Source organism: uncultured Brachyspira sp., from assembly GCF_944393015.1.
Classification (GTDB): Bacteria; Spirochaetota; Brachyspiria; order Brachyspirales; family Brachyspiraceae; genus Brachyspira.
The window spans coordinates 1-13,842 of the sequence record NZ_CALXYQ010000030.1; the positions used below are offsets into that span (position 1 = coordinate 1).

Annotated in this window: 16 protein-coding genes; 7 read left to right on the plus strand and 9 right to left on the minus strand. The window is 26.4% G+C overall.

The genetic code is table 11. From position 1 onward, the window contains the following. The 3 genes from Q0K19_RS10240 to Q0K19_RS10250 all read left to right on the plus strand — a co-directional run. On the plus strand, window positions 1-208 hold a 208-nt coding region (locus Q0K19_RS10240), incomplete at its 5' end, for a hypothetical protein (protein WP_297247684.1). A 388-nt stretch (window positions 209-596) separates the two neighbouring features. Beyond that, window positions 597-2,177, plus strand: a complete 1,581-nt coding sequence (dnaX, locus tag Q0K19_RS10245; protein ID WP_297247685.1) for a DNA polymerase III subunit gamma/tau — start codon at window positions 597-599, stop codon at window positions 2,175-2,177. A 590-nt stretch (window positions 2,178-2,767) separates the two neighbouring features. Beyond that, window positions 2,768-3,835, plus strand: a complete 1,068-nt coding sequence (locus Q0K19_RS10250; RefSeq protein WP_297247686.1) for a pseudouridine synthase — start codon at window positions 2,768-2,770, stop codon at window positions 3,833-3,835. Window positions 3,836-4,263: 428 nt separating this feature from the next. Here Q0K19_RS10250 and Q0K19_RS10255 read toward each other — a convergent pair whose 3' ends face one another. The 3 genes from Q0K19_RS10255 to lspA all read right to left on the minus strand — a co-directional run bounded on the left by Q0K19_RS10255 (window position 4,264) and on the right by lspA (window position 6,521). Beyond that, complete coding sequence (locus Q0K19_RS10255; RefSeq protein WP_297247687.1) at window positions 4,264-4,863, minus strand: leucine-rich repeat domain-containing protein; 600 nt, start codon at window positions 4,861-4,863, stop codon at window positions 4,264-4,266. A gap of 87 nt (window positions 4,864-4,950) precedes the next feature. Continuing rightward, the gene (locus tag Q0K19_RS10260; RefSeq protein WP_297247688.1) at window positions 4,951-5,943 is read right to left on the minus strand and encodes an RluA family pseudouridine synthase; all 993 of its coding nucleotides are present in this window, start codon (window positions 5,941-5,943) and stop codon (window positions 4,951-4,953) included. 2 nt (window positions 5,944-5,945) lie between these two features. Next, on the minus strand, window positions 5,946-6,521 hold the full coding sequence (lspA, locus tag Q0K19_RS10265) for a signal peptidase II (RefSeq protein WP_297247689.1): 576 nt from the start codon (window positions 6,519-6,521) through the stop codon (window positions 5,946-5,948). A gap of 209 nt (window positions 6,522-6,730) precedes the next feature. Between lspA and rfaE1 the strand changes: the two genes are divergently transcribed. Continuing rightward, entirely contained in the window at window positions 6,731-7,738 is a 1,008-nt protein-coding gene (gene rfaE1 / locus Q0K19_RS10270) for a D-glycero-beta-D-manno-heptose-7-phosphate kinase (RefSeq protein WP_297247690.1), read from the plus strand. A 26-nt stretch (window positions 7,739-7,764) separates the two neighbouring features. Further along, window positions 7,765-8,895: a hypothetical protein gene (locus Q0K19_RS10275; RefSeq protein WP_297247691.1), complete on the plus strand. Its 1,131-nt coding sequence runs from the start codon at window positions 7,765-7,767 to the stop codon at window positions 8,893-8,895. Here Q0K19_RS10275 and Q0K19_RS10280 read toward each other — a convergent pair. From Q0K19_RS10280 to Q0K19_RS10300, 5 genes are all read right to left on the minus strand, one after another. Further along, window positions 8,892-9,383, minus strand: a complete 492-nt coding sequence (locus Q0K19_RS10280) for a GNAT family N-acetyltransferase (RefSeq protein WP_297247692.1) — start codon at window positions 9,381-9,383, stop codon at window positions 8,892-8,894. The genes Q0K19_RS10275 and Q0K19_RS10280 overlap by 4 nt on opposite strands. Window positions 9,384-9,399: 16 nt before the next feature. Continuing rightward, a complete protein-coding gene (gene trmD / locus Q0K19_RS10285; protein WP_297247693.1) occupies window positions 9,400-10,134 on the minus strand; it encodes a tRNA (guanosine(37)-N1)-methyltransferase TrmD in 735 nt (244 codons plus the stop codon). Between the two features lie 444 nt (window positions 10,135-10,578). Continuing rightward, window positions 10,579-10,800, minus strand: a complete 222-nt coding sequence (locus Q0K19_RS10290) for a type II toxin-antitoxin system HicB family antitoxin (protein ID WP_297247694.1) — start codon at window positions 10,798-10,800, stop codon at window positions 10,579-10,581. 100 nt (window positions 10,801-10,900) lie between these two features. Then, on the minus strand, window positions 10,901-11,299 hold the full coding sequence (locus Q0K19_RS10295) for a type II toxin-antitoxin system HicB family antitoxin (protein ID WP_047101233.1): 399 nt from the start codon (window positions 11,297-11,299) through the stop codon (window positions 10,901-10,903). A 23-nt stretch (window positions 11,300-11,322) separates the two neighbouring features. Beyond that, window positions 11,323-11,520 (minus strand): type II toxin-antitoxin system HicA family toxin, encoded by a 198-nt coding sequence (locus tag Q0K19_RS10300; RefSeq protein WP_297247695.1) that lies wholly within the window; start codon window positions 11,518-11,520, stop codon window positions 11,323-11,325. A gap of 252 nt (window positions 11,521-11,772) precedes the next feature. Here Q0K19_RS10300 and Q0K19_RS10305 point away from each other — a divergent pair, with 252 nt between their 5' ends. Both Q0K19_RS10305 and Q0K19_RS10310 read left to right on the plus strand, forming a co-directional pair. Continuing rightward, window positions 11,773-12,009, plus strand: a complete 237-nt coding sequence (locus Q0K19_RS10305; RefSeq protein WP_012672053.1) for a type II toxin-antitoxin system HicB family antitoxin — start codon at window positions 11,773-11,775, stop codon at window positions 12,007-12,009. Then, entirely contained in the window at window positions 12,006-12,236 is a 231-nt protein-coding gene (locus Q0K19_RS10310) for a type II toxin-antitoxin system HicA family toxin (protein ID WP_297247696.1), read from the plus strand. Before Q0K19_RS10305 ends, Q0K19_RS10310 begins: the two co-directional genes overlap by 4 nt. Before the next feature lie 5 nt (window positions 12,237-12,241). On the opposite strand, the gene Q0K19_RS10315 is transcribed toward Q0K19_RS10310, so the two are convergent. Next, the gene (locus tag Q0K19_RS10315) at window positions 12,242-13,813 is read right to left on the minus strand and encodes a hypothetical protein (RefSeq protein WP_297247697.1); all 1,572 of its coding nucleotides are present in this window, start codon (window positions 13,811-13,813) and stop codon (window positions 12,242-12,244) included. Window positions 13,814-13,842 lie beyond the last annotated feature (29 nt).

The window sequence follows — 13,842 nt, forward strand, 5'->3', positions numbered from 1 at the left end:
TATATTAAATATTGCATGCCGTATAGATTTTGAATATATGTGGTTTGGAATAGAGGCTAACGAAAAAGTAACATTTAGAGATATTACTTTCCACAAGCTAGATGAAAACGGAAACTATGATGATGAAGAATGCGTAAATCCTTTAGAAATTAATAAAAGATTTACTTCATCAATATACGGAACAGTAAAATCTTATTTTATAAAGTAAAGACTTTTATAAACTGCATATATCTTTATTATAAAAATATATGCAGGTTCTATAATTTTTTTAATTAGTACTATTTTATTCAACATAAAAATAGTAGTTTTCTAGAAGACTTTATAAAATGCAGTCTTTCGTGAAGTGTATCTGAGCTTATTGAGCATATAAGGTTCTTTGACGAAGTCCGCCTTGCTAGGCAGGTGTCGGCACACATAAAAAATATATAAAAACTATAAATAAGCATACAGGAGACACCATAGAAGTTATAATAAAAGAAAGAGAATAATCATTATTTAGTCAATTTTTTAATAAACACTTAAATTGACAAATAAATATAGTCTGTTAAAATAGCTTAAAATAATACAAAAAATAATTTAAATGGAACATTGTAAATATGGCTGAAAACTATAAAGTAATTGCAAGAAAATACCGTCCTCAAACTTTTGAAGAAGTTATAGGGCAGGAACATATCACTAAAACAATATCAAAAAGTATAGCTCAAAACAAAGTAGCACATGCATATCTTTTTTCAGGTGCTCATGGTGTAGGTAAAACCTCTCTTGCTAGAATTATAGCTAAAGCCTTAAACTGTGTTAATGGCCCTACTGATAAGCCTTGCGGAGTTTGTCCTTCTTGTACTCAAATAGAAAACGGCACTCCTCTTGATGTTATAGAAATTGACGGTGCTAGCAACAGAGGTATAGAGAATATAAGAACTATTATTGAAAATGTAAGAATATCTCCTGTTGCTGGAAAATATAAAGTATATATCATAGACGAGGTGCATCAGATAACTAATGAGGCTTTTAATGCTTTGCTTAAAACATTAGAAGAACCTCCTGCTCATGTGGTTTTTATACTTGCTACTACTGAAGCTGAAAGGGTACTTCCTACTATAAGAAGCCGCTGTCAGCAATATACTTTTAAATCTCTTGGTATAGAAGACTTAGAGAAAATATTAAAAGGCATACTTGATAAAGAAAATATTAAATATGATGAAGAGGCAATTTTCTTAATAGCTAAACAAGCCAGAGGTTCTGTACGCGACAGTGAAACTATACTTGAAAAGATGATTGCATACACTACAGATAAAAAGTATATAACAAGTGCAGATGTTAATGCTGTTGTGGGCGGAAATAATTTTTCTTTTGTCAAAGAGTTTTTTGATATCATGATTTCAGGAGATAAAAAAACTTATTTTGAATTTGTGAAGAAATTATTTGAGGAGTCTGTAGAGCCTAGAACATTCATAAACAGTATAATCGAGTATATACGTGTTGTGCTTATGATAAAAAGCGGTATAGATGATATAAAGTTATTAGAGATAACAGAGAATGAGAGAGATGATTTAAAAGTTTTTGCTAATCATTACAGCGATGATGAAATAGAGAGAATACTTGATTATATATTATCAACTGAAGAGCGTATAAGAAGTGCTTCAAATACTAGAACTATATTTGAAATGCGTATGCTTTTGCTTCTTAATACTGATAATTTGATTCGTCCTGTAGATATAATATCTACAAATATGCAGGCAGTATCTTCTTCTATTAATGAAGATTATGGATTTGAAAGCTTAAGCAATAACAATAATGCATCTAATAATAATGCTTCGGCAGTGAATCAGTCTAAACCTCAATACGATGTTCCTTTAAATCCAAATGATAAGAGAAGAATATTCTATAATAAAATACTTTCATTTATAGAGTCAGAAAGCCCTACTATATACTCTTTATTATCTCAAGGAAACCCCATAGAAAGTAAAGGTGCTGTTTTAATAGTGGCATTACCTGATCATATATATGATATGACACAGACAGATAAACGTATAAATGATTTGGTAGCAAAAGCTATACCTCATTTCACTAAAAATAAAGATGTGGCTATACAATTTCAGAAGGCAGTTGAAGGAAACATGATAGATAAATTAAAAAGCAAATTGCAGGCTACAGAGGTAGATGAAAGTTCTTTATAATTTTTTTATAGAATTATAGTTTTTGTATATCTAAATAATTATATGAACAATATACAATAAATACAATACTACAGTTTAATATTTAAAAAATTGTATTGAATATAGTGTAATACGATAATTTTAATCTACATTAGGTTATATCCTATTTTAATAAGTATTTTTCAAATATAAAGTTCTAGCAATTGCGTTTTCGCAAAGAGTTCCTTTGGCAGGCTAAGGGCTATATTTTAGATTAAATTAATAAATTATCTTATATGTAATATGATTTTAGTATTATTTAGTACTAATTCTATACTTGCACTTTTTGGTTCTTTGACGAAGTCCGCAGAGCGTATGCGGCTGGAAAAAGAACAATAAAAAATTTGAGAAAGTTAAAAATTTTCACTATATATTGTATAATAACAAGTAATCAGCCGCATACTTTACAGTACTTCCTTCGGTCGCGTATAGTTGGCTATCCATAATAATTTGCAATACCGTGCGGAAAGTCTCCGCGAAGCTTACCTAATGGGTATAGACTAATAGTTGACAAACTTAAATTTTTTCAGTATAGTATAAAACTTATAAAATTCAAAAGGCTATTAATAAATATGAAAAAGCAACAAAATGAAGAAGCTGTTAGGCTTGTAAAGGTTATATTAGAATCCGGTTTTGCAAGCAGGAGAAACTGCGAGAAGGCTATAATGTCAGGAAGAGTGAGGGTAAATAATCAGGTTATACTCGATCCTGCTTATAGGGTTAAAGAAGATGATTCTGTTTCTATTGACAGAGAATTAATAAAAAGACAGACAAAAAGGTATATGGCATTATATAAACCTATTGGTGTTGTAAGCACTACAAAATATTTACCTGGAAGGCGAATCATCACAGAATTTTTTAAGGGCATTAAAGAAAGGCTTTTTTATGCTGGAAGGCTTGACTCCGAATCAAGAGGCATAATGATAATAACAAATGACGGAGAGTTTGCTAATATCATTACTCATCCTTCTTATGAGATTTTAAAGGTTTATGATGTTACTGTTAATGGCAAGATAGATTCTGAAGCTCTCTTAAATGCAAGCAAAGGTATCACAATTAAAAATGTTTCATATTCGCTTTTTAAATTTAAAATATTATCAAAGGGTAGAATACAAAGTAAAATACGATTAACTATCAACGAAGGAAAAAACAGAGAGATAAGAAAAATCTTTGATTATCTTGGTTACAAAGTTATAGATTTGGAGAGAATATCTGTAGGATGTGTCAGCAAATACGATGAAGTTTCCGGAACTTTAGAGGCTGGTCATATAAGAGATTTAACTAAAAAAGAGATAGATTTCTTCTTCAAGCAAAAAGATAAAAAATTGAAAGATATTGAAAGTATATTTGAAAATATTCCTGATGATATAGAAGATGAAAATTATGAAGATAGTATTTCAAACGATAAAGAAGAAAATAAAAAAGTTCATGATAAATCCAAATGGGCCAAAGCTAAGCCTAAGAAAAAAAGATTGGTTACTAAAAAGTCCTCTACATTTAAAGGAAAAATGCAGAAGAAAAATAATAAGTCTGAATTTTCTGAAAATAAAAAAGATAAAAAAGTCACAGGCAAAAAAAATAATAAATCAATTAATAAAAAAAGTACTAGGAAATCAGATTTTAAATCTAATAAACGCTAGAGCGGGTATGCTTTTTCTAAGTTAGCTCTTAAGACAAATAAAATTTTTAATGCAGATATAGTTTTTAAATCTAAAGGGCGTGGTATGTAATTAAGTTTTAAAATTTAATTACATTTGCCCACCCTTTAGGCTTTTTAATTTATTCTGTCATTTTTGAATTATTTTTCTTTTTAGTTTTTATCAGTTATTTTTGCTGCCCACCCAAGATTTTTTTAAATTTGTTGTTTACTCACCGCACGCAGAGCTAAGCTATAAGTATATGCTTATTAATAATAACATGTTGATTATATAAAAAAATCGATTCACCGTGCGTGAAGCAGATTAAAAATCTAATTAAATTTTTGGGGGGGTATGCTTTTTCTAAATAGGCTTTTAATATAAATAAAATTTTTAATGCAGATATCGCTTTTAAATCTAAAGGGCGGGATTTAAAAGATTGACAATATCTTTAATTTTTTTAAATTATTTATCTCTTTAGGTATGCTTTTTAATTTGTTTGAATCAATAATTAGTTCTTCTAAATTTTCTAAATTCTTTATTTTCTTATCTATCTTTTTTATTTTATTGACTGATATATCAAGAAATTCAATATTATGCAATTTGAATATGCCTTCAGGAAGAGAAGATATGTTGCAGCTGCTTATGTCTAGTTCTTTTAAGTTTATGAGCTTTTCTATATCATTATCAATTTCATCAATATAGTTATTAGATATATTCAAATATTCAAGCATTTTTAAATCAAATATTTCTTTTGGAAGGATTTTTATATTATTAGCAGATATATCAAGCACTTTTAATTTTTTTAAGTTTTTTATTTGTTTTGGAATTTTTTCTATATAGTTTAAAGATAAATAAAGTTTTTCTATATTTGTAAGTTTAAAAATTTCTATAGGCACTTTCTCAATATCCAAGTTGCTCAAATTCAATTCTTTTGATGAACTTATTTGTTTTTTAGTCATACTTAGAATATTGTATGCATCGTTTTTTCTAGCCCATTTAATCAATTTCTCAAAATCATTATCTGTCATTGTCATATCCTCATAACAATATACTAATATATAATGATGACAAAAAATGACGTTAATGTGTATTTTTATATAAATTTTTACATATTTTTATATATTATCAGAATATAGGAATTCTTTGAAATAATCAGGATAATCTATTTCAAAATCTAATGTTTCTTTGGTAATTGGATGGACAAACTCTATTTTTTTAGCTACTAACATAAGGCCTGAATATTTATTGAAACTTTTAGAATATATTTTATCACCTGCTACAGGAAAACCTTTATATGATGAGTGAACTCTTATTTGATGAGTTCTGCCTGTTTTAAGATTAATTTCTATGAGTGTATGGGCTTTGAACCTTTTTAAAACTTTTATATGAGTGAGTGCTTCTTTACCATCATCTCTTACAGTCATTTTTTTTCTGTATACATGATGCCTTCCTATCGGCAGATTTATTTCCATATAATTATCTTTTAGTACGCCTATAACAATTGCATGATAAATCTTTTTTATAGTTCTATTTTTAAATTGCTCTTGAATGCTAGATACTATATTCGCATTTTTTCCAATAATCATAAGTCCTGATGTATCTTTGTCTAATCTGTGTATAATTCCTGCTCTCTCTTTATTTCCAACAAAATCAAAATCTTTTATTTTGTATAGAAGAGCATTAACTAAAGTACCGCTCATTTCAGAAGGGGAACAATGCACACTCATACCGGCAGGCTTATTTATTACTAGTAAATATTTATCTTCGTAAAGTATATCTAAATCAATGTTTTCAGGTAATGGGTTTGCTGTATCTGTTTTTTCTTTTAAGATATTATCTAAATTAATTATTATATTATCATTTAATTTGAGAGAGTATGATAATTTTTTTTCAGCATCATTTACGATTATAGAAGTTAAATAATTTTTTACTTGGCTTCTAGTGATATTTAATTTTTCGCTTATAAATGTATCTAATCTTTTACCTATATCATCTTCTGTTATAATGAATGATTTTTTATTATTAGAATTGCTTAAATCAATTTCATCATCTTCTATTTCTTCTGCATCAATACTATTATTTTCTAATTCTCTTTCTTCTATACTCATAATTAATTATTTTCAGTGTTGTTCTTATCAGATTCTATATTTTTCTTTTTATCAAAATCTTCTTTAAAAAAGAATACTCCTATAGCTATAATACATATCCCTATTGTGATAGAAGCATCAGCGATATTATAATTATAAGGAAATCTTATAGTTTCATTGAATCCCATACTTATAAAATCAGTAACATAACCTCTCATAATTCTATCAACCAAATTTCCCATAGCTCCTCCAAGAACCATAGTAAAGCCTATCATAGATAATCTTTGTTTTTTTACATTGATAGAAAGCATTATAAAGAAAATTACAATCATAGCTATGAATACTATAACTTTTAATAATTCTGGTATTATATGCTGAATGGTTTCAGGTACATTATTTAGAAAACCGAAAGATACACCGTAATTTCTTGTATATATGAATATTAATATATCTCCTATTACTCTTTTAATAATAGTTTCCTGCAAGTATTTATCTATAAAATATTTAGATACTGTATCTGCTATAAAAATTAATAATGCTATTAAAAAATATATTTTCTTTTGTTTAATTTCTTTTATTATTTTATTCAATTTTATCATATTTTATTTCATCTCTTAAATTAATTTTTATTTATTATAATATGTTTTGTATTTGAAGTTTTATGAAAAATAATAATAATTTATATTCGTAAAAATTACAAGCTGTTTTGATATTATAATGATATGTAATTTTAGATATTTGTATTTACTTTTTTTTATAATTTATGTTATAATTTTAAAAATTATAAATTTATAGGAATTAAAATTATATGGACTTAAAAGATAAAGCCCAAAAAATAATAGATGCTAAAGTTCTTGTTATAGGTGATTTGATGCTTGACAGATTTACCTATGGAGATGTTATAAGAATATCTCCTGAAGCTCCTGTGCCTGTACTTCATGTAAATCATGAAGAAAATTATTTAGGCGGTGCCGGAAACGTTGCAAGAAATATATCAGCTTTACTTGGAAATAATAATAATGACAATATATTCATGATAGGGGTTATAGGAAAAGATAAATCGGCAGATATAATAATGGATAGTATGAATTATTCTAATATATCTGTTGAAGGAATCGTGGTAGATGATACAAGATACACTATAGCAAAAACAAGAATAGTAGCAGGCACTCAGCAGATAGTAAGAATAGATGAAGAAAATACCAGTCCTTTTTCTTCTAATATTGTAAAGAATATAGAAAAAGCATTTATTAATAATGTAGATAATTATAATGTTGTTATAATAAGCGATTATGCTAAAGGTGTAATTACAAAGCAGCTATCAAAAAAGATAATAGATATATGCAATAAAAAAAATAAGCCTGTATTAGTTGATCCTGCTATAAAGCATTTTTCCTTTTATAAAAAGGCTACTCTTATGACTCCTAATTTGAAAGAGGCTGTAGAAGGTGCAGAAAGCAAATCTCCTTTTTATGAATTTGATGAAAAGGCTATAAAGATTTTAGGAGATAATATCATAAAAAAATTAAGTTTATCAAAGTTAATGATAACTTTGGGTGCTAATGGAATGGCTTTATTTGATAAAGATATAAAACTTAAAGATAAAAATGTTCCTTATATAATACCTACAAAGGCGAAAAGTGTATTTGATGTTTCAGGTGCCGGCGATACTGTTATATCCGTACTTGCTATGTGTTTGTCAGTTGGTTTATCATTTAAAGATTCTTCTGAAATTGCTAATGCTGCTGCTGGTGTTGTTGTGGGTAAGAGAGGAACTTCTACTTTGACTTTGAAAGAATTAATTGAAGCATTATAATTTTTTGTATTAAGATTGTAGAGATTATGAAGAAGAAAATATTTATATTATTATTTATACTTTTATTTTTAATTTCATGTTTGCCTAAGCCTTTAATAGTTCCTGCTAAGGTTGTTACTGAGCTTTCTCTTGGTAAAGATATAGGAATTTACAGCAATGAATTTGTTGATTTAGATAGCCCTAAGATATATAAAGTTGATAATGAATATTATTTCGGTGAATTTTATAGGGTAAAGAATGATACAGTTTATGCATTAGATTTATATAATTCGAGAATGGTAATAGCTTCAGGAAGTAATGTAAGATATTTTCCATTAGAATATAAAAATCTTGAAACTTCTGAAATCTCTCTTATAGATTCAAATTCTAATATATATATAACCGGATACAATTTAAGATATGTAGGTGATGTAGTTGTTAGTAATGTGATGATGTCTTTGCCTTCTGAAAGTCCTTCTACTGAAGGAGATGATGCTCCTCAAATAGAAACGTATACAGTTAAAGTAACAAATACTAATTATACAAAAGTAGGTTTAGTTTCTTTAAATAAAATATCTCCAGATGGAAATACACTTTATAGTATAGATACAATTATAGATAATGAATATGAATCATTAGTGAAATTATTAACTCTAACTAATCATAAATTTGCTATCTTAAAAAGAGATAAAGACAGAATACCTATTCTTGATATATATGATATGGACAGCGGTAAAATGGAAAACAGATATTCTCTTAAAGAAGTAGAGTATATTGACACTGGTAAAATGTCATATAGAGAAATAGTTGATTGCGTTTATGTTCCTGAAAAAGAAGTGCTCGCTATACTTACAATGAATATAGTTGAGGGTAAGCATCAGGAAGATATTATATATACTTCAAAATTGGATAATTTTAAATTAAAAGAATCTTATAAAATACCATGCCGTGATAATTCTTTGGCGGTAGGCATGTCAAGTACGGGTAGGGTTACATATACAGGAATGGATAATGGAATGTATTTCTTTATAAAAACTAATCCTTTCCTATCTCAAAACCATTCTAAAGAATATTTAGGTACGGACGGATTTACTAAATTAAGAGGAATACATATGTTTGATGATTCAGTGTATGGCTTTATGGTAGAAAACGGAGTCATTAAATTTCATAACTATTAAACAGTTTTTTGAAATGCTATTCTTTTACCGCCGTTTAATTTTAAAATGATAGTTCCGCATTGCTTGAAGCCTTCTTTTTTAAGGAAGTTAAGCATAGGTATGTTATCTTTATAAGTGTCTATTCTAATATTGCTGCATACGCCTAAACAATAATTAAGGCAAAAAGAAGCAACACCTTTTCTTCCTCCAAGTACAGCTATTCTATGTATAGTGCCGTATTCTTTATCATTAAGCCAATTACCGTCATATATTTTATCATAATTTTCATCTTCTCCTACAGCAAAAGAAAAAGTACCGATTATCTCTCCATTATCATCTAAGCATACATAACTGCTGTCATTTTTTATATCCAATTCAACATCACTTTTTCCCGGATATCCGTCAACCCATTGATTGGGATTATTATTTTCAGCCATGAACTTTCTAGCATAATCAAATATTTCTAAAATTTTATCAATGTCATTAACTGTAGTTTTTCTTATCTGCATTTATTAAATACTCCGATTATTTATTATTATTTTCTTTTAAATATTCAAAAATAGTTTCTATATCTTTTTTATTAAGATTGATTTTTGAAAATAAATCTGCTCTGTTTGCAAAAGTTTTTATAATGCTTCTTTTTCTTCTGTATTCATCAATATTTTTATGATTTCCAGAAAGAAGTATTTCAGGCACTTTCATATCATCTATTTCAGGCGGTCTTGTATACTGTTCATATTCTAAAAGTCCATTGCTGTTTTCTTCAAATGTATCGCTTATAACAGACTCTTCATTATTCATAACACCTTTATATCTCGCAATAGTATCTAACAATAAAAGGGCAGGTATCTCTCCTCCGCTTAATACATAATCGCCTATACTCAAAGCCTCATCTGCATATTTCTCTTCAACTCTGTAATCTATTCCCTCATAATGTCCTAGTATCATTGTTATATGTTCTTTATTTGCAAGCTCTTTTATTTTTTGCTGAGTGAGAGTTTTTCCTGAAGGCGAGAAAATAATTGTATATCCTCTTTTATGACTTTCAAAATATTTTTTAAAAATATTATAAGTCATAATCATTCCGGGCCCTCCGCCATAAGGATAATCATCGCATTTTTTATAATTGCCTTCTCCGTAGATTCTCATATCTTCAATATTTAAATCTATTTTTTTTTCATTGAGAGCCATTGATATAACACCGAAAGAAGTGGTGCTTTCATAAAATTTTGGAAAAAGTGTAAGAATATCTATTATCATTTTAGCATTATACTTTATACAAACTATATATCAAGTGCTTTAAATATAATAAAAATTTTAGAAGCAGTTATAATAACAGTAAAAATAAAAAAGAAAATTAGCGTAAAAATATAATAGATTGAGAGTATTTTTAAATTTATATAATCAGTTATAAAACTTATAAATAGCTAATTAAATAGTTTTAAAATATTTAATTGATAAATAATTTGAATTATTATAGTTTTTCTATAAGATTATTATATTCTTCTACATCAAGATTTATTTCATTTAATATTTTTCTTATAAGAGGTCTTGATATTACTTTACTTGAGTGGAAAGGGATAACTGTACATCTTCAGTCTTCATGTTTATAAAATGCATGACTTCATTTCTGTCTTTGTTTAACAAATCCTAATAAAAGCAGTAATTTTTCTATGGTTTTTGCATCTTTTAAAATTAGCTTACTCATACTAGCTCTATTTCTTCAACTTTTATAAACTCTGGAATGGCATTCTTTTCTTCGCTGTCCATCTCTTCAAGGCATAAATCCAGAACCTCTTTTAATTTTATATGAAGCTCTTCCAAAGTATCAGCCTGAGTATGTGCTCCTACTATTGATGGAATATATCCCACATAAACATTGGTTTCTTTATCGTATTCTATATATGCAAAAAATTTTTTATTCATTAATAAACCTCAAAACATTTTATATTTTAATTATAACATAAATTAAGCCCCCCTTTTGCAAATTTCCTAAAAGCCTGAACAGTCAGCCTAAATATAATATTTACTTATAATAATTAGATATATAATTTTTAGTAGCTATAGTTATAAATTCACTTCTATTTGAAGATAAATTATCTATCATTTTTATCAAACTTTCATCTAATGTAACATCTATTCTTTTTTTCTTATCTCTTGAAACTTTCACTTCTATTAACATTCTGGTTATAGGTTCGTCTTCTGTTTCTTTTATAATTTTTTCTAAGCTAGATGCTTTTGGAATTTTCTCTCCGTCTTCTATCATACCATCAATATGCATTTGAAGTGCTATTTTAGAATTATTTATTGTTTCTTCTAAAGTTTTGCCTGCACTAACGCATCCGTCAAAATCATAAAATGTAGAATTATAACCAGATTTTACTTTATATATATTTGCTACAAATGTTTCTATATTTTTTTTCATAATAAAATATCTTATAAAACAAACTACTTTTTTAAAATTTTTATTTTGGCTTGTTTTTCTATGCTTTTTATAACAGCTATAGATAAATCAACATTACTATGATAAGGTACTGTAACTCTTCCCTTTTTAGTATTATGTTTAAATTGTTTATGGCTTCCTTTTTGAGCTATTTCAAACCATCCGTCTTTTTTGAGAAGTGTTATGATTTCTGATGCTTTCAAGTATATTCTCCTTGTTAATTGAAAAATAAATACTTTTCATTTTTAACACCTCTTACTTTATACACATAAGTATACACATTAAATATTATTTGTCAACCTTATAATTATGCACCTTTAGAAAACTTTCTAAATGCCTGAACAGTATGCAGTAAATCATAAAGCATTTAAAGACAATAAATAAAAATTAATGACTATAATTGCATAATCATCAAAAAACTATATAATAAAAAAATCTTATAAATAGGATTTTATATGTCTAAATATGATTTTAACATTATTATAGAGCAAGATGAAGACGGAATGTATATAGCAACAGTGCCTGCATTAAAAAGCTGCTATACTCAGGCAAAATCAATAGATGAGCTATACATAAGAATAAAAGAAGTTATAGAGCTTTGTCTTGAAGTTGAAGAAGAACATAACTATTTGAAAGATAATTATAAATATAATAAACTTATAAAGGCTGACAAGGTAGAAGTTAGCATATGAGCAAATTGTCTATATGTGATTCAAAAACTATGATAAAAATTCTTATGTTATTAGGTTTCAAAGAATTAAGGCAAAAAGGAAGTCATAAATTTTTTATTAATGATATTGGTCTTACTACTGTTATACCTGTTCATAATGAAGATTTAACAAGAGGTTTAATCAGAAAAATTTTAAAAGACATAAATATCACTATAGATGAATACGAAAAATTAAAAAAATCAATTTGATTATATCAAGCCCATTTTGCAAATTTCCTAAAAGCCTGAACAGTCTGCACAGAGCCGTACCAAAATAAAATCTTGCCTAAAAAATAAACTAAAACGCCGAATATTTTTAAAAATAAATTCAGTTTAGATGCGGAATATTTTATAATAAGACTGTAATCAGTAGGTATAAAATATTTTATTAACTCTGGAAATAGATTTCTATAATAGATGCGTATTATATTAGAATCAGTCAAATCAGGAATATAAAAAACAGTAAAACAAATAATTGTTATTAATATAGTCATAAATAAAGCCTTAATCCAATTCTGCCCATTATCGCTGTATAAAGAACTTAAATATATTGAGGCTATATCTCCAACAATCTTATATAATTCTTTTATTTTTTTATTAAATGGATATTCCTTGTTTTGTATAATGTCTTTTGCTGATTTCATTAAATCATCTTTATGACATTCAATTTCTTTAGCCTTATACTTTAAAGCATCAATAGCATTATTTCTAGCATAAGCCTCATTTTTAAGAAACAAAGCACTTTCACGGTTAGCGAATTTATGTACTTTGAAATTAACAGGATTGATTAAACCTCCATTAATAACAGAGCCTTTGAAATCTGCTTCTTTTACTTCTATATTTTGTAAATCAACTTTTCCTGTTATTCTTGTATTATAAAAATTCATTTTATTTATTTCATTATTGTTTTTATTTATATCTTTTAATATTTCTTTTTTCTCATATTCTAATAGATAATTAAAGAATCTATCATAATAATTGTTTTCTATAAAATTATTATCTATTGATAGAATAGAATTATTATCATTAAATTTAATTTCATTAAATAATAATTTATTTATTGTAGAACCACGAAAATACATAATTGTATTCATATTTGTATTTATGAATTCTAAATTTGATTGAAAATTAGATATGTAAAAACCAATAATATTATTTAATTCACATTGTCTAAATAATGAAATATGATTGAATGTATTTTTAATAAAATATGAAATTCCATTAAATTTCGATTTTTCAATTTCAACTCTGCATTTAAATTCACAATATCCAACTAATAACATATTATTGAATTCTATATTATCAAACTCTAATTGTTGCATTTTATAAAAATTAGAATGTGAAAATACTAATACTTTATTAAAATTAGAATTATAAAATCCAACAGTAGATTGAAGAGTAGTATTACGAAAATATACTGAACCATTAAAATTAACGTTTTGAATGCATAATACAGAAGATATTATAATATTTTCAAAGTTAATATTATAATTTAGTTCGTATTTATTTTCTTTTTCTGTACTAAAAGGATGAATTATATTCTCTAAATAAAAAGGAATTGAAATTTTATCTTCAAGATTATCATTATTTATAGCTCTTATGTTTAAAGTATAATCTTTTTCTTCTTCGTCTGTAATAGTTATAGTATTATATTCAGGATATTTTCCTTTATTAAGAGCTTGATTTAATAAATCTAATTTAATATATAATATCAATTGTTCTTCTGTTTTACATTCACTAATTTTTTTTGGAGATAATATCGTTTCATTAAGGTCCAGTATAGTCATAAAAAACTCTTAAAAAATTATGCTTCAAT

What these genes read in the sequence shown, in the direction of transcription:
- dnaX (WP_297247685.1), top strand. Translation starts at nt 597, where the DNA reads ATGGCTGAAAACTATAAAGTAATTGCAAGAAAATACCGTCCTCAAACT.
- Q0K19_RS10250 (WP_297247686.1), top strand. Translation starts at nt 2,768, where the DNA reads ATGAAAAAGCAACAAAATGAAGAAGCTGTTAGGCTTGTAAAGGTTATA.
- Q0K19_RS10255 (WP_297247687.1), bottom strand. Translation starts at nt 4,863, where the DNA reads ATGACAGATAATGATTTTGAGAAATTGATTAAATGGGCTAGAAAAAAC.
- Q0K19_RS10260 (WP_297247688.1), bottom strand. Translation starts at nt 5,943, where the DNA reads ATGAGTATAGAAGAAAGAGAATTAGAAAATAATAGTATTGATGCAGAA.
- lspA (WP_297247689.1), bottom strand. Translation starts at nt 6,521, where the DNA reads ATGATAAAATTGAATAAAATAATAAAAGAAATTAAACAAAAGAAAATA.
- rfaE1 (WP_297247690.1), top strand. Translation starts at nt 6,731, where the DNA reads ATGGACTTAAAAGATAAAGCCCAAAAAATAATAGATGCTAAAGTTCTT.
- Q0K19_RS10275 (WP_297247691.1), top strand. Translation starts at nt 7,765, where the DNA reads ATGAAGAAGAAAATATTTATATTATTATTTATACTTTTATTTTTAATT.
- Q0K19_RS10280 (WP_297247692.1), bottom strand. Translation starts at nt 9,383, where the DNA reads ATGCAGATAAGAAAAACTACAGTTAATGACATTGATAAAATTTTAGAA.
- trmD (WP_297247693.1), bottom strand. Translation starts at nt 10,134, where the DNA reads ATGATAATAGATATTCTTACACTTTTTCCAAAATTTTATGAAAGCACC.
- Q0K19_RS10290 (WP_297247694.1), bottom strand. Translation starts at nt 10,800, where the DNA reads ATGAATAAAAAATTTTTTGCATATATAGAATACGATAAAGAAACCAAT.
- Q0K19_RS10295 (WP_047101233.1), bottom strand. Translation starts at nt 11,299, where the DNA reads ATGAAAAAAAATATAGAAACATTTGTAGCAAATATATATAAAGTAAAA.
- Q0K19_RS10305 (WP_012672053.1), top strand. Translation starts at nt 11,773, where the DNA reads ATGTCTAAATATGATTTTAACATTATTATAGAGCAAGATGAAGACGGA.
- Q0K19_RS10310 (WP_297247696.1), top strand. Translation starts at nt 12,006, where the DNA reads ATGAGCAAATTGTCTATATGTGATTCAAAAACTATGATAAAAATTCTT.
- Q0K19_RS10315 (WP_297247697.1), bottom strand. Translation starts at nt 13,813, where the DNA reads ATGACTATACTGGACCTTAATGAAACGATATTATCTCCAAAAAAAATT.